The sequence below is a fragment of the Paenibacillus hodogayensis genome (assembly GCF_039536325.1).
Lineage (GTDB): Bacteria > Bacillota > Bacilli > Paenibacillales > NBRC-103111 > Paenibacillus_AB > Paenibacillus_AB hodogayensis.
Window position 1 is genome coordinate 528753 of the sequence record NZ_BAAAYO010000008.1, and the last position, 20765, is coordinate 549517.

The following is a 20765-nucleotide window of genomic DNA, read 5'->3' on the forward strand; positions in this document are numbered from 1 at the left end:
GTGGCATGATAGGAGAAGCCGGCTGCCGGTTCCCGGCAGCCTGAACACGCAGGAAGCTTACTTGCAGGAAAGGGAGTTGGATTCGTCATGTCATTGGACGGTCTCGTCGTCCGCGCTATCGCAAGCGAGCTTGCGCTCTGCGCGGGCGGACGAATCAATAAAATTACGCAGCCCTCGCGCAGCGATATCGTGCTGCAAATCCGCGCCCAGGGACAAAACCGCAAACTGCTTCTGTCGGCCAACCCGACTTACCCGCGGGCGCATTTTACCGAAGCGCAATTTACAAACCCGATCGAAGCGCCCATGTTCTGCATGCTGATGCGCAAGCATTGCGAAGGCGCCGTTATCGAGCGGGTGACGCAGGTCGGCCTGGAACGGGTGCTGCATATCGACGTCAGACAGCGCGACGAGATCGGCGACGTCAGCGCCAAGCGGATCGTCATCGAGATTATGGGGCGGCATAGCAACATTATTTTGCTCGATCCCCAGACCGGTACGATTCTGGACGGCATTCAGCACGTGACGCCGGCGATCAGCCATTACCGGATCGTCATGCCCGGCAGCTCGTACACGTCCCCTCCGGAGCAGGGCAAGTCGAATCCTCTGGAGACGAGCGAAGCCGCCTTTATGGAAGCGACCGGCGGGGAGACGGAAGCCGATGCGCCGGCTTGGCAGCGGCTCGTTGGCCGGTTCAGCGGCTTAAGCCCGCTGGCGGCCAAAGAAATCGCCCGCCGCGGCGGCGCTGCCGCGGATACGACTGCCGGGGAGGCGAATTGGAGCGGTTTATGGGACGCGTTCCGGCAGACGATGGAGGCGGTTGCCGCCAATCGGTACACCGCGTCGATCGTGGAGGACGCTGCCACGGGCAAGACGTATTTCTCCGTCATCGAGCTGACGCACATCGATGGTCCGGTCAGCCGTTTCGATTCGGCCAGCGAATGTTTGGAGGCGTACTACGGCGACAAAGCGGAACGCGACACGGTCAAGCAAAGAGCTTCCGATCTGATCCGCTTCGTGCAGAACGAGCGCAACAAAAACGCCAAAAAGCTGGAGAAGCTGAAGGAAACGGTCGAGGAAGCGAAGGAGGCGGACGAATACCGCATGCTCGGCGAGCTGCTGACCGCCTCCCTGCACAACATGAGCAAGGGCGACAAATCGATCGAGGTCGTCAATTATTACGACGAAGAGCAGCGGCCGGTACGAATCGAGCTGGATCCGCAGCTGACCCCGTCGGAGAACGCGCAGCGCTATTTCAAAAAATACGCCAAGCTGCGCAACAGCCTGGAAGCGGTCAAGGAGCAGATCGAATCCACCTTGACGGAGCTTGGGTATATGGAAACGCTGCTGGCCCAATTGGGCAGAGCCGCGCTCGCCGACATCGAGGGCATCCGCGACGAGCTGGTCGAGCAGGGCTACCTCCGCGAGCGGGGCGGCAAAAAAAACGCCAAGAAAAAGAAAAACGACAAGCCGCTTCTCACCTGCTATACGTCGGCTGAAGGCATCCCGATCTATGTCGGCAAAAACAACATCCAGAACGAATATTTGACCGGCCGGGTCGCCCAGCCGAACGATACGTGGCTGCATACGAAAGATATCCCCGGCTCGCACGTCGTGATCCGCTCCGACCGCTTCGGGGAGGAAACGCTGCAAGAGGCCGCGATGCTGGCCGCGTACTACAGCCAGGCCAAGTCGTCCAGCCAGGTGCCGGTCGACTACACGCTGATCCGCTATGTCCGCAAACCGAACGGGGCCAAACCGGGCTTCGTCATTTACGACAAACAGAAGACCCTCTATATGACTCCCGACGAGGACGCGATCAAGGCGCTGCCGTTGTCGGTCAAGTAGAATACGAAATCGACAAGGGCGCATGCTGCCGTGCATGCGCCCTTATTGGCGTTGCGCATCTTTCCGATCGGGTGCCTGCCCCTCCTTCCGTCTGCCTCCGCTCCGATCTTCCTCCATCCTCATGTTTCCATTTCCCCTTCGACCCGAGACGCCTAGGGCAATAAACAATATTCACGACCGATGAACAATGCTTACGATCGCGGGAATTGTAACCGCGCCGCGCCTGTTGTTTATAGACCTTCCCGGTCGCGTTCCTTTATAGTGGGGCCAAGAACGAACACAGAACCCTACATGAAGAAGGTGAACTGCCATGCAAGACGAGGTCGTCCCGGTCGGGCGCAATTTGCCGGTCCAGCCGCATGCGACGAACAGCGAAAGGATTAGGCAGCAGAAACGGTTTAAGCAAAATATCCCGTGGTTGCTTATGTTCCTGCCTGTTATCGCCTATTACGTCGTATTCAAGTACATCCCGATGGGCGGCAATATGATCGCCTTCAAAAACTACAATTTCACAGACGGCGTATGGGGCAGCCCCTGGACCGGACTGCACAATTTCAAGCTGTTGTTCACCGATCCGATCGCTTTCAAAACGATCCGCAACACGTTCGTGCTCGCCGTGCTGTCCCTGGTTGCCAACTTTCCGTTCCCGGTGCTGCTGGCGCTGATGTTCAACGAGGTGCGCAAGCTATGGTTCAAAAAAACCGTGCAAACGCTGATGTACCTTCCCCACTTCCTTTCCTGGGTCATCGTCGGCGGGCTGGCGGTCACCTTGTTCGCCCAGGAATCGGGAACGGTCAACCACCTGTTGAAGCAGTTCGGCGTGGAGGCTTATCCGTTTCTGTACAAGCCGCTTTCCTGGATGGGCGTGTTTCTCGGCTCGGGGGTTTGGAAGGAAGCCGGCTTCGCAGCGATCATCTATTTGGCGGCACTCGGCAATATCGACCCGAGCCTGTATGAAGCCGCCGGTTTGGACGGCGCCGGGAAGCTGCGCCAAATCTGGCATATTACTTTGCCGGGCATCCGTTCTATGGTCGTGCTGATGCTCATTCTCGGCATGGGGCGGATTATGGACGTCGGCTTCGACCAGGTGTATAACCTGCAAAACCCGATCATATCCGACGTTTCCGAGGTCATCTCCACCTATATATACCGGGTCGGCCTGCAGGGCGGGCAATTCAGCCTGACGGCGGCCATGGGCTTGTTCGAAGCCTTGATCGGACTCGTACTGATTCTGATCACCAATGCCATCGCGCGCAAATTCGGCCACGGATTGTGGTAAAGGAGGACTATCCATGCGGCATTCCCGGGGAGAACGATTGTTCTACTCGATCAATTACGGCCTGCTTGCCCTCGCTGCGCTCACCTGCCTGCTGCCGCTGGTCAACATCATGGCCGTTTCGTTCAGCGGCAGCGAAGCGATTTTGTCCGGTCAAGTATACTGGAGGCCCGTTGACTTCACGTTCCGCTCTTACCGGCTGCTGCTCGAAGGCACCCGGATTATGCAATCGCTGCAAAACAGCCTGCTGATTACCGTATTCGGCATCGCGCTTTGCATGCTGTTCACTTTTCTCGCCGCCTACCCGTTATCGCGGAAAGCGTTCTATGGAAGAAAGTTTTTCACCCTGGCGATCGTCTTCACCATGATTTTCAGCAGCGGCGTCATCCCGCAATATTTGCTGATCAAATCGCTCGGCCTGATCGACAGCTACTGGTCCGTCTGGCTGCCGGCCATGATCAGCGCCTACAACATGCTCATCATGAAAAACTACTTCGAGAATTTGCCCGACGAGCTGGAGGAAGCGGCTCGGATCGACGGGGCCGGGGAGTTCCGGTTTATCCGGAACATCGTACTGCCGCTCTCGGTGCCGATGATGGCCACGCTCGCTTTGTTTTACGGAGTGGCGCTCTGGAATACGTTCATGACGCTTCTCATGTATGTCAACGATACGACCAAATTCAACTTGGCCGTTCTGGTCCAGCAGATGGTGCGCAGCCAGTCTCTAGCGCAGGATTTCGCGATCCGACCGGAAGAAATTCAGATGGCTACGCCCGAAGGCGTCAAATCGGCCGGCGTGATGGTCATGATTATCCCGCTGCTGCTCGTCTATCCGTTCGTTCAGAAATATTTCGTCAAAGGCGTCATGATCGGCGCCATCAAAGGGTAAGCAGTCGCGCAAGCCGTCGCGAAAGGAGGTGAGCATCCGGTTCAGGTTCATGCTATGATGAAGCACGACGGATACACAAATTGAAACAAAAGGGGATACTTCACCATGTCTGCAAACCGATCGCCCGTACATGCGGCCGCCCTCCTCTCCGTCATTCTTGCCGGCGCCGCCGCTTTGAGCGCCTGTTCGTCCAAGGATACCGGCAAGACCGGGTCCGCTAATCCGGCAGCGCCCGCCTCCGTTTCCAACACCCGGGGCAAAATAACGTCCACCGTCTACGACCGCGGTGCGGTAGAGCCTTCCGAGGGCACGATGACGGACAACCGCTGGACCAAATGGATCAATCAGAAAGGTCCGGTCGACGTCGCCTTCGTCAGCGTGCCGCGCTGGGAGTCGGCTCAAAAGCTGAACGCCCTGTTCGCCTCCGGCTCGGCCCCCGACCTGATCATGGAATACGATTCTGTTATTAAAAACCAGCTATATAACCAGAAGCAGCTGCTGCCGCTGGACAACTACATCAAGGACAGCACGGTGTACAAAAAAATACTCGAGCAATACCCGACTCTTCGCAAAGTAGGAACAAAGGACGACGGCAAACTGTACGAAATCGGCAAGGTAGGCGATGTCATTCCGCAGCATATCGTCTATATCCGCGCAGACTGGCTGAAAAAGCTGAACCTGAGTATGCCCAAAACGCTTGATGAATTTTTCGCCGTCGCCCAGGCATTCGCCAACAACGATCCGGACGGCAACGGCAAGAAAGACACCTACGGAGCCAATCTGAGCTTCGTAGGCGGCATGGCGATAGATGCCATCTTCGGAACCGTATTCAACGCCACGGATAAAAACCCGTGGGTTCTGGATAAGGACGGCAACCTGACGCTGGGCTGGGATCGTATCCAGGCCGCCCTCGAGTTCAAGAAGAAGCTGTACGACGCCGGCATCGTCGATAAAGATTTTCTGACCGACGGCAAGGGAGATAAAGCCAAGCAGGATTTCGTAACCGGCAAGCTTGGCATCTGGGGCACCAACAATCCGGAGAAGCCGGCCTTCACCGCCCTGATGAAAAACGTCCCGGACGCCGAGGTCGTGGCGCTGCCTCTTCCCGCCGGTCCGTTCGGCACCTTCAGCCCGCTGATCAGCAACCCGGTATCGATGAATGCGGTCGTCAACGCGAATGCCAAAAACCCTGCCGACGTCATCAAATATATCGACTTCATGATGTCCGATGAAGCGACGAATGCAATGGCCAACGGGCTCGAGGGCGAGCATTACCGGATCGGCGCAAACGGCTGTCCGCAGGTGATCGATGCGGCGAAAAACAAAAGAGAGAAAGATTACGCCGGCGACTACACGATGGTGACGAGCGGAATTACCGGAAAATGCGCTCCGCACAACCTGCTGCTGAACCCTGTTGAGCCTGTCGAGAAAACGGCCGAAAATCTCGCCAACTACGAAATCGAGAAGAAACTGGCCAAAGCGTTTCAATCGGCCTTCGACGCTTACCTGAACCCTTCTCGCCCGATCGCCGGCGTTATTCCGAACGGTTCCCTGCCCGCGCTTCCACAGGACCTGCAGTTGAACCAGACGAACGGCTTCAAGAGCGCCTACGATATTTTGGCCAAAAGCATCATTTCCGGCGGCAGCTATACGGCGGAGCAGGCGATCAAGGACGCCAAGGCGGCATGGAAAACGTCCAACGGAGAGAAAATCGAAGCTTATATGAAAGACTGGTTCCAGCAAAATAAAGACAAAACGCTGCTGACGAAGGATTTTTACAGCTTTCTGGAGAAGAAATAAGCGGATCGCAAACATCGCAGGCCCTCTTAAGCTTCGGCTTAAGGGGGCTTCCGCGCACAAGTCGGCTACGACACAATTCAGGTGGACCTATGAAAAAAAACAGATGGCTTCGTTTCTTCTTTTCCTACTTGTTCGTCTTTCTGTTCATGGCCGTGTCTCTCGTCGCCATCTTTCTTGTCGTCATTGGCAACAAAGCCAAGGAAGAGGCCATGAACGCCAATCAAGCGTACGCGCGATCCGTGATCAAGACGTTTGACGAGTCGCTCCGCAATCTCGAGCAGGCAATGATCCGAGAGGCGCTGACCAATACGGGCATTCAGTCGTTTTTCAATGCCGATGGGGGCGATGATACGTACGCCAACTATGTATTGTACTCCCGGCTCAGGGAGCTTTCTTCCACCATGAACGGGATCGATTCGATCTATTTGTATCGGATTGCGGACAACAAAGTCATGAGTGAATCGTATTTTCTCCCGTTGGCCGAATTCGAGGATCAGGCTTTCGTCCGCGAGCGCATAGCGAATCCGTCGGCACCGGCGTGGAGCTCGCCCCGGATGTATGCGTCGGTGAAAGGCGGCACCGGGCAGCGGGTCGTCTCCCTGGTCAAAGGCATACCGTTCGGCACGACCCAGCAAGGACTGCTCGTCGTCAACCTGTCCCTGCCATCCCTGCAAAGCACGTTTTCGGACATTGCCCGGTCCGAGCTGCATTATGCGTATTTGACGGATGCCGCGCAGAACGATATTTTCCATCGGGGAGACGTGCCCCAAGCAGACATCGTCGCGCTGCAATCCGAAACGACCGGCTGGGTGCTGCACTCGGGCTTGCATGACAAACGAATCGGCGGCTTCCTGTCGCTTCTGTCCTACTCGTGGCTGCTGTTCGCCGTCTTCGTCATCTTGTTCGGCATCATTCTACTGTTCTACGTGTTCCGCCGCAATTACAAGCCTCTGCATACGATCAGCAACCGCATCCAGCAGTATGCGAACAAGGGCGGCTACGCACCGGAAGGCGATCCGTTCGCGTTTATCGAGACGTCCATCGAGACTCTGATCGTGCAATCCCAGCATCACGAAGCCCAGGCTTTGCAAGATCTCGCCTTGAAAAAAAGCATGTGGTTCCGCGGGCTAATGAGCGGCTCGAACGATACCGTCCCGGCGGAGTGGCAAACCGTCGCGGCGCCGGATAGCCTCGGTACCGTGCGTTCCTTTCTCGTGCTGCTGATCGAGATCGACGATTACGAAGCGTTCGCTTCCGCCTATTCGCAGCGCGACCAGTCCCTGCTGAAATTTACGCTGCGGGCCGCCATCCAGGAAATGACGGACAACCGCGCCGGTACGATCTGGATGGATTGGATGTCCGGCAGCCGGTTGTGCAACCTGATCGCCCTCGACGGGGAGCTGGCTTACTCCGATAAAGCAGCCGGAGAGCTCGGCGAGGAATGGAGGCAATGGATCGAACAGTATTTGAAGTTTACGGTGACCGTCGGAATCGGCGAGTTCGCTTCTTCGCTATCCGCGGTCTCGCACTCTTACGCGGTCGCGCTGGACATGTTGGAGGTCAAAGCGTCCGCCGGCCCGAACCGGGTCATCTCCCCGGAGATGACGGCCTCCAAGCCTCCGGCTGTCGTGTACGAGCAGTTGGAGCATATCCGCTCCATGATTCAATCGTTCAAGACGGACAAGGAGCTGTGGAAAAAGGAGTTGGCGGCTATTTTCGCCGAGATGCGAGCCGGTCTGTCTTCGCGCAAAACGATCGTCAGCCTGATCGACTATCTGCAATATCATCTGACCCTAGAAATGTCCGACATGTCCGAAGAAATAGCCGGGCAGTGGAGCGGCAAGCTGCCCCGTCTCCAAGCGGCGGCGCGGCAGTTCACCGCCTTGGACGAGCTGGAGCGGGAATGGTTCCAGGCTTTGTCCGACATCTCCCTCACGATCAGCGTCCGGCGTGAAAGCAACCCGCACTATCATAATTTGGAAGCGATCAAAAGCTATATCGAGCGTCATTATGCCGATCCCGGCTTGTCGCTCAACCAGATCAGCGGGCATTTCCAGCTCAGTCCGTCCCACTTCAGCCTGATCTTCAAAGAAGTGCTTAACGAGAAATTTATGGATTATTTGATCCGCATCCGCATCGAGCAGGCGAAGCGGCTGCTGGAGGAGACCGATGCCGCCGTTCAGGACGTCGCGCTCCAGGTCGGATACGTCCACTCGATCTCGTTCATCCGCGTATTCAAAAAATGGACTGGCATGACGCCGGGCGATTTCCGCAAACGGAAATAAACTCCATAAAAAAGAAGCGTCCGCGAAGACGCTTCTTGCGACAACCTATAAGTTAGGCAGCGAAATTTCGACCTCGCGCTTCAGCTCCGAGGAGCGCAGCACGCCGTCGATAATCGCCTGGTTGTAAACGATCTGCTCGCCCGGAATCGGGGCGCTCCGTCCTTCGCGGATAGCGGAGACGAAATCCTTGACCTTCTCATGGAACAGATTGACATTGTGCTCCCGGATCGGAATTGGGCTCTCGGTTTGATGGCCGAGCACGTCGTGGAACAGCGTAATGCTGCCGACTTTGCCGTCCCAGACGCCGCTCCACGGTCCTTTGCCCGCCGGAGTAATTTTCAGGCCGCCCTCGGAGCCGAGGAACATCGTAGCCCCCAGCGTATCCATATGCATCGCCCAGCTGATTTTGAAATTGAGCGCGATACCGCCCTCCAGCCGCACAAGCGCGACGCCGAAGTCTTCCACGTCGAACCGGTCCGACTCCGGATGGTGCTGCGGGTTCGTGCCGAAGAAATTGGATGTGTACGCGCTTACGCTGAGCGGCTTCGGATAGCCGAGCGCGTTCAGCGCCATATCCAGCGAATAGCAGCCGATATCGGCCATCGCTCCCGCTCCGGCCAGCTCCTTGCGGACGAACGTCCCGCGCGGCATGCCGCGGCGGCGGCCGCCTCCGGTTTCCACGTAGTAGACGTTGCCAAGCTGTCCGGACTGGACGATATTGCGTATAATGTCCATGTTCGGATCGTAGCGCGGCTGGAAGCCGATCGACAGCATATTGCCCGTCTGCCGGGATACGTGCACCATCTCGACCGCCTCTTCAAGCGTAACGGACATTGGCTTTTCCAGCAGCACCTGCTTGCCGGCGCGCAGGGCGTCTACCGTCGGCTGGAAGTGGGCCACGTTCGGCGTACAGACGCTGACGCCGTCCAGATCCAGCTCCAGGAGCGCACGGTGATTTTCGAACGCTTGCGCTCCCGTCAGGCCGTTCGCCTCGATAAACTCTTGGGCCTTGCCGGGAAATACATCGGCCACCGCTACAATTTCCGCATGCTCAATCGTCTTATACGCGGCCACGTGCGCGCGGGCGATGCCGCCGCTTCCGATAATGCCGATCCGAATCGTTCTTGCTGCATTCGTCATACCGCTCATTTCGCCTCGTTTCGCCTAGTTTCCCGGTACGCCCCCGGGGTCATCCCGAACCGTTTCCGGAATACATGGTACAAATAGTTGGAGCTGGAGTAACCGTGGGCCAGCGCAATGTGCTCGATCGGCTCCTCCGACCCGGCCAGACTGTGGCATACCCGCTCCAGTCTTACCGATTCCACATAATCGCTGAACGAGCCGACCCCGTTGTCGCGGAAAATACGCTGAAGCTGTCTGCCGCTGATACGGATTTTCTCGGCAACGTCCTCTAGGGTAATCGGCCGCATGTAATTCGCTTCGATAAACTGACTGGCCAATTGCAGCCGGTACGCGTTCATATCGCGCGAGGGCAGGCTGCGCTCCCCTTGACTGTGTCCGTAGGCGCGCACCGAACGCAGCAGGATCTGAATGACGGACTGCTTGATCGTCGTGTACATCCCGGTCTCGTTCTCGGTCCAAGCAAGGAACGCGGTCATGAAGCATTCCATCGCGCCGAACTGGTCGGCGGTCGGCTTGCGCGGCAGCTCGCTCAGACGGCGGACGCATTCCTCCGCGTCCCTCTCCTCCGACTCCGTGCCCCAGTCATAGCTCGCTTGCGCTTGCCCGTCCTGCCCGCCGGAGCCGGTTCCGTCCAGCTTGACGATGTCGATATGCAGACATAGTTCGTCCATGCCTTCCGTATCGTCCGCTTCCTGGCGATGCTCGACTTCCGGGCCGGTCAGGTAAAACATACCCTCGTGAAACGGATGGACCGTATCGTCCATGATAACGACGCCTTTGCCCCTCGGAATAAAATGAAATTCGTATTCCGCGTGCTTATGGAAGCCGACGACCCGCGACGGCTGGAAGTTTGTCCAATGGAAGCGCAAGATGCGAAAGCCGTAGCCGCCCCAGCGGAACCGGATATCGTGGCGTTCCAATTCATTGTGGCGTCCGTTCAGGAAAGCGTAGGGATTGCGCTTCTCCGTCCGCTTTCCCGCATAGCCCGCTCCGTCTCCGCTGCCGGGTGTGCGCTTATCCATGACGTATGCCTGCCTTCTTTATTGAGCCAGCTCGTCGAGCTTAACGGCCCGGTTGTGTGCGACCGACACGTTGGAGGCTTCCATCAGCTTGCTCAGGTCGAGCGCAAGCGCAATATTTTCCGTAGCGACCGTGTCGTTCTGAATATGCCCGACCCATTGCCGGATAGCCGAAGCGCGGTTGTCGTGCAGCTCCTTCACGCTCCACGACTTGGACGCTTCCTCACCAAGCTTGGACGTGCGCAGCACGATCTTGTCGTCCGGCGTTCCGAACAGCAGCGAGCCCTCCGTGCCGTGCAGCTCCAGCGTAAACGGCGAAAATTTGTTGGCAAAGCCGGCTTCCACGACGCCGAGCGCCCCGTTCGGGTAGCGCAGCACGGCTACCGCGTTGTCCTCTACCTCTTTGCCCGTCACGTAGCCGTAGCTGGCCGTTACGCTTTCCGGCAAACCGAGGAACAAGCGGGTCAAGTACATCGGATGACAGCCCAAGTCGATCAACGCCCCGCCGCCCGTCTGCTCCAGATTGAAGAAATGCGCCGGCAGCCAGTTCGCAACGGCTCCGCCGTGCGAGAGACGCGCGCGTACGAGCGTCACTTCTCCGAGCAAGCCCTGCTCCAGCACTTCTTGAATAGCCAGCGTATAGCCATCGTTCAGGCGGGGCAGCGATACGGTCAGCTTGACGCCGGCTTTGTCGACAGCAGCGACGATCTCGTTCGCTTCGCGGATCGTGGTGGCCAATACTTTTTCCGTAAAAATATGTTTACCCGCATTCGCGGCCTTCACCATAACGTCGCGGTGCACGTTGGAGGGCGTGTCTACGACGACTGCATCGATGTCCGGCTGCGCCAGCAGCTCGTCGAGTGAGTCGAAGAAGCGGACGCCTCTTTCACTGGCTTCCTTGGCGCCTCTTTCGGCGATTTCGTCCCATACCGCGACGATTTCCGTATCGGGATGCTCATTTATTTGCTTGGCGTAATCTCTGGCATGCACGTGCCAAAAGCTCAGCATGGCTACACGGATCATTAGAAATCCACTCCTTCGGATATGTACTGAAATAATACGACACTCCATACAAAATACCATAGTTCAATCTCATTTTTTAGTGCTATTTTGTGACATATTAACTGCATAATCACGACATTCATTTGGTGCACCTGCGCAAACGCATGTCCTCTTTCCAGCCATTCCCACCGCATACTCCGGACATAGAAATAACCCGGTACGCCTATGGCGCCGGGTTATCGGTATTGCCGTATTGGGTTGTTTGCCCGCCCCCGGACGTTCTACTTCCCGTTCGACCAGCCTTGAACGAGCGAGGACAAATACCGTTGGACGTCGGCCCGCAAATCGTCTCGTCTCAACGCGTACTCGATCGTCGCTTCGATGTAGCCGAATTTGTCGCCGATGTCGTAACGTTTGCCTTCGATCGGGTAAGCGACCATCGGCTTGGCCGCGTTCAGTTGCCGGAGCGCGTCCGTCAGCTGAATCTCTCCGCCCCGCCCGGGCTGGCATTCCTCCAGCAGCCGGAAGATGTCCGGTTCGATGATGTAGCGGCCGATAACGGCCATATTGGACGGCGCGCTGCCGCGGTCCGGCTTCTCTACCAGATCGTCGATCCGGGGGTATGCGGCCGCGCCTACGATCGGGTTTGCCGGGGATATGATCCCGTATTTGCTGACGTCCTCCCAGGGCACCTGCTGCACGGCGATCACCGATGTGCGCTCCCGCTCGTACAGCTCGATCATCCGTTTCAGACAAGGCGGATCGGAGTCGATAATATCGTCCCCGAGCAGGACGGCGAACGGTTCGTCGCCGATAAATTTGCGCGCGCAGTGGACGGCATGGCCGAGCCCGAGCGGCTGCTTTTGCCGAATATAATGAATGTCCGCCATATTGGAGATGTCCTGGACGATGCGCAGCAGATCCGAATTGCCCTTCTCCTCAAGCGTAGCCTCCAGCTCGACCGACTTGTCGAAATGATCCTCGATCGCGCGTTTGTTGCGTCCGGTCACGATAATGATGTCCTCGATCCCGGATTCGATCGCTTCCTCGATAATATATTGGATCGCCGGCTTGTCGACGATCGGCAGCATTTCTTTGGGCTGCGCCTTCGTGGCAGGCAAAAAACGCGTACCGAGCCCGGCGGCGGGAATAATCGCTTTGCGTATTTTCATGTACTCCTGTGGCTCCTCTCATAATGAACGCTGGCGGCTTGCAGCTGCGCGACAACGGCTGCGTCCGCAGACCGGGCCCCTAGAGGCGCATGGAACACGACTCCGCCCCGGGAGCCGTGAAAGTCCGAGCCGGCCGTTACGATCAGTCCGTGCCGCTGCGCCATAGCCGCATAGTGCCGCTCCGTCTCGGGGGCATGATCGGAATGGTATGCCTCGATGCCCTTCAAGCCGTAGTCGATCAGCCGCTGCACGAGCGCGTCGTCGTCATACAGTCCGGGGTGCGCAAGCACCGGCACGCCCCCCGCTTCCCTAATCCAGTCGATTGCCTCTTCCGGGCGGATGCGCGGAGGATTAACGTAAGCGGCAGCGCCGCTTGCCAAGTAACGGTCGAACGCTTCCTGCATATCCGCGACATAGCCTTTGGCCACCAGCACCGCGGCGATATGCGGCCTTCCTACCGTCTCGTCTCGGCCCGGCCGTTTCCGGGACTGCTCGAGCACCTCGTCCAGCGTGACGGACAACCCGAGTTCTCCCAGTTTGTCGAGAATCATGGCGTTGCGCAAATCCCGCGTCTCCCTTAGCTGCTCCAGCCGTTCGCGAAACAGCGCGTCCTCCGTATCGATATAGTAGCCGAGCACATGAATGTCCCGTCCCCCGGATACCGTGCTGATTTCCACGCCGGGCACAACCTCGACTTCGAGCTTGCGCCCTTCCTCGACCGCCTCGGCGACGCCGGCGACAGTGTCATGGTCGGTAATGGCCAAGCCGTCCAGACCGGCCTCCTGCGCCAGACGAACGTTCACCGCAGGCGCGTTCGTACCGTCGGATGCCGTCGTATGCGAATGCAGATCATACCGTCGAGCCACTAGCTTCTCCCCCGTCCTCCGTAATGAATGTACAGGCGAACATGCAATGCCGCCTACAGCCATGCCTTCAAATCGCGTTCCCGCAAAAAGGTCAAAAACGTGACCGCCGAAATCGGCAGCAGCGCCGCCTCCAGATAGATGGAATAGAAATGTCTGGTAAACGTAAGCCCTTCAATCGGCTTGACCTTGAAAATGCCCAGCGCCGTCTCGTGCCGAACCGCCGTCGGCGATAGGAGCGTTATGCCGAGCCCCGCTTCGACGGCCGACTTGATCGCTCCCGTGCTGCCCAGCTCCATGACGATCCGCAGCCGGTCCGCACCGAAGCCGACCCGCTGCAGCTCCTGCTCCATCACCTGGCGCGTCCCCGAGCCCTGCTCGCGCAGAATGAACGGAAACTGCTGCACGTCGTCGATCGTGATTCGCTCCCGGTCTGCCAGCGGGTGTTCCGAGGGGACGATCAACAGCAATTCGTCGTTCAGGACGACCTCGGTCCTTACGTCGGGATGGTGGATCGGCGCCTCGACAAGACCGAAGGTCAGCTGGTGATTGAAGATTTCCTCGAGAATTTGCGTCGTGTTCATGACCTTTAAACTGACGGAAATACTCGGATATTCTTTGCCGAACGGTCCGAGCAGTCTGGGCAGTATATATTCGCCGATCGTCAAGCTGGCCCCGAGCTGAAGTCTTCCTTCCAGCATATGGGTAAACTTGGACATCGCGATATCCGTATCCTTGATCAGATCGATGCTTCGCTTGGCAAAAGGCAGCAGCGTCCGGCCCGCCTCGGTCAGATCGATCCGTTTGGTAGAGCGATGAAACAGCTTCGTGCCAAAGTAATCCTCGAGCGACTGCACCTGCATCGTCACGGCAGGCTGCGTCATATGGAGCGCTTGGGCCGCCATCGAGAAGCTGCCCTTCTCCGCCACTGTATAGAAGATATGCAGCTGATGAAAATTTAAAGCCATGCCGACCCCGCCCTTTCTACTAGATACTGTAAAGGAACCGACGGCGCTTTGCAACAAAACAAAAAACATGCGGCTTACGCACGCATGCTTTGGGAGGTTCCGTTATCGGATTATTTCCGCTTGCGGCTGTTCTTGATCAAGGTCATTCTCCGGGAATGTCTGAGCCAGGAATAGTACGATTTCAGATCGCGAAGCTCGATCACTTCCGACATGCGCCCGAGGAACGTGACGATAATCATTTTGTGGAGCGGATTGCCGGCAATATCGAATTCGTTCTCGATAATCGAAAACTCAGCGACCATCACCAAATCTTCCTCAATGACGTAAACGTCCTTTTCATTCTTATAATAAGGCTTGACTTGCTCCTTCTTCAACCGGTCCCACAGGAATGCGCAAATGTCTTCAAAACCGGTCTTCTCGCTCTCCACGCGATCGATCCAGCGGGATCGGGCATGATTCGTAATAATGATGTCAGCCACTTTTTTGTCCCCGAGAACAACGTAAAACGGTTCGTACGTGCTCCACCGGTCCATAATTTTATCCTTCATAATCCCAACCCCTTTCCTACTCGAATTAGGCCTTATTACCTATGTACAATGAAGTTAACTTTATTTTACTCGATCTTTAATATTTTTCCAAATGGAATATGCCCCATTTTGACAAATTTAGACGCCCGATTCGTACGCGCGAAATTTATTAAAATCATGCCGTTCGCAGGCTAGGCAACGAGCGGAACGGCATGGTATAATGAATGGTTGCTCTGTATATATTGTTAAATGAATCTTTCCGCTTGGCAGTGGAAGGTCACGTGTACAGATTCGCTTTATCCGGTACGTTGCTATTATATTCCGTCTTAATCTCATTGCGGAACGACCGCTCTATTTTTTTTACGAACGGATATTTCTGAATCGTTTTTGTCGCCTCGTCGGCTTTGTCGGCATTGACGTACAAGACGACATAGTGCATCCTCTTGGAGACGTAATGAATAGTTCCGAACTTCTCGAGCTGCTTCGTCTGCTTCAAATCGGATACCCATAATATAAGGCCGGTACGCTGCGGGTACATCTTCTCTTCTCTCCTTTCTCTTTCTTATCTCAAATAAAACCGGCTGCCCTGTCCGGACAGGAGTGATGTTATGAACAAAGCGGAATTGCTGGCCCGCGTCAACCGCGGTCCTTTGACCGAATCGGTCCATACCGGCCATATTGCCGTCGTCGACGGCTCCGGAACCCTACTCGCGGGTGTCGGCGACCCCGAAGCCCTCATCTTCGCCAGATCGGCGGCCAAGCCTTTGCAGGCCGTACCCGTGGTGGCAAGCGGAGCTGCGGACAAGTTCGGCTTCAGCGGCGAGCAGATCGCCCTCATGTGCGCCTCGCACAACGGCGAGCCCGAACACGTCGAGGCTGCGGCCGACATGCTGCGCAAGCTCGGCTTATCGGGAGAGGCGCTGCTATGCGGCCCCCACTACCCGTATCACGAGCCCACGGCCGACCGGATGAAGCGCCAGGGCATCGAGCCTTCGCGGCTGCATAACAACTGCTCCGGCAAACATGCCGGGATGTTGGCGCTGGCGCGGATGACCGGGGCGACCGCCGAAGACTACGATTCGCCGGACCATCCGGTGCAGCAAACGATGCTGCGCGCCGTAGCCGGGCTGGCTGGCATGCCGCACGACCGGATCGCGCTCGGCATCGACGGCTGCGGCGTGCCCGTCTTCGGCTTGCCGCTCGGGCAGCTGGCCCGCGCCTTCGCCGCTCTCGGTACGCCGGACCGTCTGGACGAGCGGCAGGCGAACGCTTGCCGCTCCATCGTGAAGGCCATCCGCTCATATCCCAAATATATCGCCGGCGACGATCGTTTCGATACGCACCTGATTCGGGCAACCGGGGGACGGATCGTCGGCAAAATGGGCGCGGAAGGCGTCTTCGCGGCAACCGTACCCGGACAAAACGCCGCCCTCGCCGTCAAAATTGCCGACGGATCTGCGCGCGCGTTGTACGCCGTCGTTGTGGAAGCGCTTTTCCAGTTGCAATGGCTGGAGCCCGACGAGCTGGCCGTCCTCGAACCGTTTCATCAACCGCCGATACGGAACTGGAGCGGCCGGCAGGTCGGTTCCATTGCAACCGACTTCCGGCTGGTGTGACAGCCGTTCTTCAACGCTTACGCAAGCTTCGCTCCCGCCGCCCGAAGGCGGCGGCGAACGATTGCGGCTCGCTTACCCGCAGCTGCTGCAGCCTCCGCTGCAGCCCCCAGCCCCGCAGCTGCCGCCTGTCGGCAGTGGGTTGTTGCTAGGAACTTTGATCGTATCCGAAACGGCATGCGCGATCGTCTCGGACACCGTGTACAGCAAGTCGTCGAGACGGGCTTCCGCCTCCTTGTAGCGCCGTACGGCCTCGAACCGGTCGAGCGCCGCCTGCGCTTTATTGACAATATCCAAAGCAGCGTGATAATCCGGGTGAAAGTGCCCGAACCTCTCGCATTCCTCGAAAGCGAGCTTCGCTTTGGCGAAAGCCGCAACGGCATTCTGGATTTCGGAATCGCGTTCCACGGCGTTTTTCCATTGCTTATATTCCGCCACTTCCGCGGAGCTGTTGATCATGTCTCCGACTTCGTACGCCTGCATGAGCAAATGCGTCATATCAAGCGTCTGGGTCTCCGTCATGCTCATATCATGTCCGGCCTCCTTCAATGCCGGGACTAATCATTGATTCCCGGCAGAATGAGCTGCATTTCCTCCCACTGGTCCGGCAGCAGTCGCACTTCCTCCGCTTGTCCGAAGCACGTTACCGCCCAGTCTTCGCGGATGCCGTCTAGCCGCAGCGGAATAAGATCGCGATCGGCGCCCGCGATGCGCAGGCGAAGTCCCGCTTTCCATTCCAGCGCTTTCTGTATCATCTGCTTGCGGGTCGAGACGTGGTAGGTCCTGCAGTCTTTCAGCCACATCGGCGGAATTTCCTGCAGACCGGGGTACACGTCCTCGATTAAAGGAAATTTGCGCTCACTATCATAATACTGCACAGTTGCCTTCGAGTAAATAAGCCCTTTCGCTGGAGCCGTCCCACCGCCCCGCATCGCCGTCGCATCGCCGGGGACGGCTACAGGGGACGCCGCTTCCACCGCTGGCAGCTCCGCCTTCACCGAGGCCTCCGTACCCGGCTTGCGCCCGCCCGGGCTGTAGCCGCTGCGGACAAGCAGCGCGCGCAGCTCCTCGACCTTGTCGGAGCGGACGAGCCAAGCCGTCGGTCCAAGCTGTTCCTCCAGAAGGGCGGCAAGCCGTTCGTCGGCATAAATCGCCTTTGCCGCCGCCTCGTCGCGCAGCTTGAGCACGACCGCCGGGACGAGGCGGAGCTGGGAATGCCGTTCCCCCCACTGGGCGATCGCCTCTCTTACATTTTCGGGCAGGCCGTATTTGGCATGCCGCTGCAAAAACAAGGCTATTCCTTCCGCTGATCTTCCTTGCTCCAGAGCCCGCAACACGGTTTCCCGCGTAATCCGGTATACGGCGACGTGCTCGTGCCTGACCCGCTCGGCGATCATTTCCAACTCCCAGCGGACGGGATACGAGCAATCCGGCAGGACGATCAGCTCAAAGTCGGGCTGTACGAACAAAGCCGGACGCGTCCCGGTAGACTCGGACTCGGATACCGGAGACAAATCCGCTGCATTTCCGGCGGCCCCCAAGACTTCGGAGTCCGGTTGCACCGCACCCGGCTTGCGTATCCAGCGGAACAGCTTGTCCCCGTCCGCAGCTTCACCCGTTTCCGCCCAGCCCCAGGCGGCCAGCGCGGTCGCGCGTTCGTGAAGCCGTTCGGCCAAGCGGGGTTCCGCAGTGCCTTTCGGGTCGGACGGAACGACGCCTGCGTCGATCAGTTGCTTCGCCGTTTTGCCGAGAGAAACCCAGCTTTCCTCGGGCACCTGCTCCAGCAGAGCCTCGCCGTGTTGAACGGCAGACTCGGAAATTCGGTTCGCCTCTTTCCAGCAGGCGTACAACGCCGCATTCATCGACGACTCCGAACGGGCCAGCCATTCGTCCAGCTTTCCGGACTGCACCGCGATCCGTTCTCCCTCCTTGTCCAGTAAACCGAGCTTGTACGCGGTCATGCACAGGAAGTCGGCTGCCGCGGAGCCGTAGAGCGGCTTGGCGCCGGCGCCCGCTGCCGCAAGCTCCTCGTCGCGCACCGCCACGACGGCGGCGAGCTTTCCGGCATGCCTTTTGTGCATCCCGCCCTTTTGCGTAACGGCAACATCTTCTCTGGCTAGGTAGGACAAAACGAACAGCAAATGCGCGGCGATAGCCGGGCGGTAGGGCGAATCGGCTGCAACGTCCGGCCCGACGTACCCGAGCGCGGCTCCGTCCAACGGAAGCAGCAGTCGACCCCATAAAGGAAGCGCCTCTTCCGGCACGATATAGTCCGGCTCCCCCCAATTGCGGCGAACCGCAAACACGATGCCTCTGCGGATGAGACGGATCAAGCCGACCTTCATCGCCGCGCCCGAGAGCAGCTTGTAGCCCGCCCTCTCCAGCTTGGCCCATTCGAACGGCTCGCAGCCGAAGCGCTGCACGATAAGCGTCAGCGTCCGCCGCTCCAGCTCGTACAGCGCCCCTTCCAGCTTGCCGATCGCATCGGGCGATCCGAGCAGCACGGCCAGCCTTTCCCCCTGTCCGTGCCAGCCGTTGAAGCGAGCAATCTCTTCGCACAGGGAGACGTTCATTCCTTCCGTCAGCTCCGCGAGCTTCATCGCATTCCCTCCCGTTCCTTATGATCATCCGCTCCGCATTCGGCGTGACGGATGTCGTACCGGTAGCCCTGCTCCAGCAAAAACAGCTGCCGGTGGATCGAAAACTGCTGCTCTCCCGTATCGTCGCTGACAAGCGAATAGAAGTAAGCTCGGTTGTCCTCCCGCTTCGGGCGCAAAATCCGGCCCAGACGCTGGGCTTCTTCCTGGCGGGAGCCGAAGCTTCCCGATACTTGGATCGCCACCCGCGCATCCGGCAAATCGATGGCGAAGTTCGCCACTTTCGATACGACGAGCGTACGCAAGTCACCGCGGTTAAACCGCTCGTACAGCTCGTCCCGCTGATCGTGCGGCATGTCTCCGGAAATCATCGGCGCCCCGACCGTATCGGAGATTAACCGCAATTGGTCCAAATATTGGCCGATTACGAGCGTCTGCTCCTCCTTGTGCCGGTCCAGCAGTTGGGTCAGCACTTCGAGCTTGGACGGATTCTCACCCGCTATGCGGTGCTTGCGGCGCGGCTCCGCCCGCACATATTGCTCGCGGACTTGATCCGGCAGCGGCACGCGAACCTCCGTGCAGTGGACGGCGGCAACCCAGCCCTTATGCTCCAGGTCCTTCCACCCCGCTTCATACAGCTTCGGCCCGACCAGGGAGAAGACGTCCTCCTCCTGCCCGTCTTCGCGCACAAGCGTCGCGGTCAGCCCGAGCCGCCGGGTAGCCTGAATGTCCGCCGTCGCGCGAAACACCGGGGCCGGCAGCAAATGCACTTCATCGTAGACGATCAATCCCCAGTCGCGTTCGTTGAACAGCGACATATGCGAGAACAGATCCTCCTTACGGCGACGATGGGTCAATATTTGATAGGTAGCGATCGTCACGGGGCGCACTTCCTTGCGCTCTCCGCAATATTCCCCAACCATGTCCGGCTCCAGATCGGTCTTGTCCAGCAGCTCCCGCTTCCATTGGCGGACCGAGGCCACATTCGTCGTCAAAATAAGCGCCGCGCATTGCAGCCGGGCGAGCGCGGCAATGCCGATAACGGTTTTACCCGCTCCGCAGGGCAGCACGACCACACCGCTGCCCCCGTGCAGCCCGTCGCCGTCATAGAAGGCGTCCGCGGCGGCCCGCTGATAGTCGCGCAGTTGGAACGGCTGGCCCGAGGAGACAGTTTCGCGCAGCCGGATCGGCAGCACCTCCCCGTGATGATAACCGGCCAAATCCTGCACCGGGAAGCCCAGCCGGATCAGATCGCGCTTGATCATGCCGCGGTAGGCCGGGGAGATTTCCAGACCATCCCTCGTGTTGCCGCCGATATAGTACGTTTCCAGCGATTTGTAGCCGGCCAGCTTCTCCAGCAGTCCCGCTTCTTCGGAAACAAGCATCAGCTTCTGCTCGACCTGCTTCAGCTTGACCAAACCGTACCGGCCGACGAAGTGAGTAATGTTTTGCTTCACCTGCAGCGGCACCTCGAATTTGCCGTAGCCGTTCAGAACATCCAATACATGTTCCACGCTCAATCCCGAGGAAGCCGCGTTCCATAACGAGAGCGGCGTCATCCGGTAAGTATGGATTTGGCCGGGTGTCTTGACCAGCTCGGCGAAACGGCTTAGTCGGCCCCCGGCCTCTTCCCCTTCGGGATGGTCGGCTTCCAGCATAAGCGTCGAATCGCTCTGGACGACCAGCGGTCGCTCCGGATCGTATCGCATGACGGTTTTCCTCCTGTTTGCTATTCCTGTATGCCGCCCGCAGAGAACCCGGGGCGA

The 20765-nt window shown here is 58.3% G+C and carries 17 protein-coding genes; 6 read left to right on the plus strand and 11 right to left on the minus strand.

Annotation, left to right across the window (positions count from 1 at the left end; translation table 11 throughout):
- Positions 1-87: 87 nt before the first annotated feature.
- The 5 genes from ABD796_RS18080 to ABD796_RS18100 all read left to right on the plus strand — a co-directional run bounded on the left by ABD796_RS18080 (position 88) and on the right by ABD796_RS18100 (position 8095).
- Positions 88-1845, plus strand: coding sequence for an Rqc2 family fibronectin-binding protein (locus tag ABD796_RS18080; protein WP_344910079.1), 1758 nt, complete (start codon positions 88-90; stop codon positions 1843-1845).
- Positions 1846-2155: 310 nt separating this feature from the next.
- Positions 2156-3124 (plus strand): ABC transporter permease, encoded by a 969-nt coding sequence (locus ABD796_RS18085; protein ID WP_344910081.1) that lies wholly within the window; start codon positions 2156-2158, stop codon positions 3122-3124.
- Positions 3125-3137: 13 nt separating this feature from the next.
- Positions 3138-4010, plus strand: coding sequence for a carbohydrate ABC transporter permease (locus ABD796_RS18090; protein ID WP_344910083.1), 873 nt, complete (start codon positions 3138-3140; stop codon positions 4008-4010).
- A gap of 105 nt (positions 4011-4115) precedes the next feature.
- Positions 4116-5810: an extracellular solute-binding protein gene (locus ABD796_RS18095; protein ID WP_344910085.1), complete on the plus strand. Its 1695-nt coding sequence runs from the start codon at positions 4116-4118 to the stop codon at positions 5808-5810.
- Positions 5811-5899: 89 nt separating this feature from the next.
- Positions 5900-8095 (plus strand): helix-turn-helix domain-containing protein, encoded by a 2196-nt coding sequence (locus tag ABD796_RS18100; RefSeq protein ID WP_344910087.1) that lies wholly within the window; start codon positions 5900-5902, stop codon positions 8093-8095.
- A gap of 45 nt (positions 8096-8140) precedes the next feature.
- On the opposite strand, the gene ABD796_RS18105 is transcribed toward ABD796_RS18100, so the two are convergent.
- The 8 genes from ABD796_RS18105 to ABD796_RS18140 form a co-directional block, all read right to left on the minus strand.
- Positions 8141-9244: a Gfo/Idh/MocA family protein gene (locus ABD796_RS18105; RefSeq protein WP_344910089.1), complete on the minus strand. Its 1104-nt coding sequence runs from the start codon at positions 9242-9244 to the stop codon at positions 8141-8143.
- Positions 9241-10260: a helix-turn-helix domain-containing protein gene (locus tag ABD796_RS18110; RefSeq protein ID WP_344910091.1), complete on the minus strand. Its 1020-nt coding sequence runs from the start codon at positions 10258-10260 to the stop codon at positions 9241-9243. The genes ABD796_RS18105 and ABD796_RS18110 overlap by 4 nt, the downstream gene beginning before the upstream one ends.
- 18 nt (positions 10261-10278) lie before the next feature.
- Positions 10279-11280: a Gfo/Idh/MocA family protein gene (locus ABD796_RS18115; protein WP_344910093.1), complete on the minus strand. Its 1002-nt coding sequence runs from the start codon at positions 11278-11280 to the stop codon at positions 10279-10281.
- A gap of 260 nt (positions 11281-11540) precedes the next feature.
- Complete coding sequence (galU, locus tag ABD796_RS18120) at positions 11541-12431, minus strand: UTP--glucose-1-phosphate uridylyltransferase GalU (RefSeq protein ID WP_344910095.1); 891 nt, start codon at positions 12429-12431, stop codon at positions 11541-11543.
- On the minus strand, positions 12428-13360 hold the full coding sequence (locus tag ABD796_RS18125) for a PHP domain-containing protein (protein WP_379115957.1): 933 nt from the start codon (positions 13358-13360) through the stop codon (positions 12428-12430). Before ABD796_RS18125 ends, galU begins: the two co-directional genes overlap by 4 nt.
- Positions 13351-14262: a selenium metabolism-associated LysR family transcriptional regulator gene (locus ABD796_RS18130; protein WP_344910099.1), complete on the minus strand. Its 912-nt coding sequence runs from the start codon at positions 14260-14262 to the stop codon at positions 13351-13353. Before ABD796_RS18130 ends, ABD796_RS18125 begins: the two co-directional genes overlap by 10 nt.
- A gap of 110 nt (positions 14263-14372) precedes the next feature.
- Positions 14373-14810 (minus strand): hypothetical protein, encoded by a 438-nt coding sequence (locus ABD796_RS18135; RefSeq protein WP_344910101.1) that lies wholly within the window; start codon positions 14808-14810, stop codon positions 14373-14375.
- A gap of 256 nt (positions 14811-15066) precedes the next feature.
- Positions 15067-15327, minus strand: a complete 261-nt coding sequence (locus ABD796_RS18140; RefSeq protein WP_344910103.1) for a YlbG family protein — start codon at positions 15325-15327, stop codon at positions 15067-15069.
- A 70-nt stretch (positions 15328-15397) separates the two neighbouring features.
- On the opposite strand from ABD796_RS18140, the gene ABD796_RS18145 reads away from it, so the two are divergent.
- Positions 15398-16405, plus strand: coding sequence for an asparaginase (locus ABD796_RS18145; RefSeq protein ID WP_344910105.1), 1008 nt, complete (start codon positions 15398-15400; stop codon positions 16403-16405).
- Between the two features lie 72 nt (positions 16406-16477).
- Here the strand turns inward: ABD796_RS18145 and ABD796_RS18150 are convergent, their stop codons facing one another.
- From ABD796_RS18150 to ABD796_RS18160, 3 genes are read right to left on the minus strand one after another with little or no spacing between them, the layout of a single operon-like run.
- On the minus strand, positions 16478-16930 hold the full coding sequence (locus ABD796_RS18150) for a YlbF/YmcA family competence regulator (protein WP_344910107.1): 453 nt from the start codon (positions 16928-16930) through the stop codon (positions 16478-16480).
- A 29-nt stretch (positions 16931-16959) separates the two neighbouring features.
- Positions 16960-19002, minus strand: coding sequence for a helicase-associated domain-containing protein (locus ABD796_RS18155; RefSeq protein ID WP_344910109.1), 2043 nt, complete (start codon positions 19000-19002; stop codon positions 16960-16962).
- Positions 18999-20708, minus strand: a complete 1710-nt coding sequence (locus ABD796_RS18160; protein WP_344910111.1) for a DNA repair helicase XPB — start codon at positions 20706-20708, stop codon at positions 18999-19001. The genes ABD796_RS18155 and ABD796_RS18160 overlap by 4 nt, the downstream gene beginning before the upstream one ends.
- Positions 20709-20765: the final 57 nt, after the last annotated feature.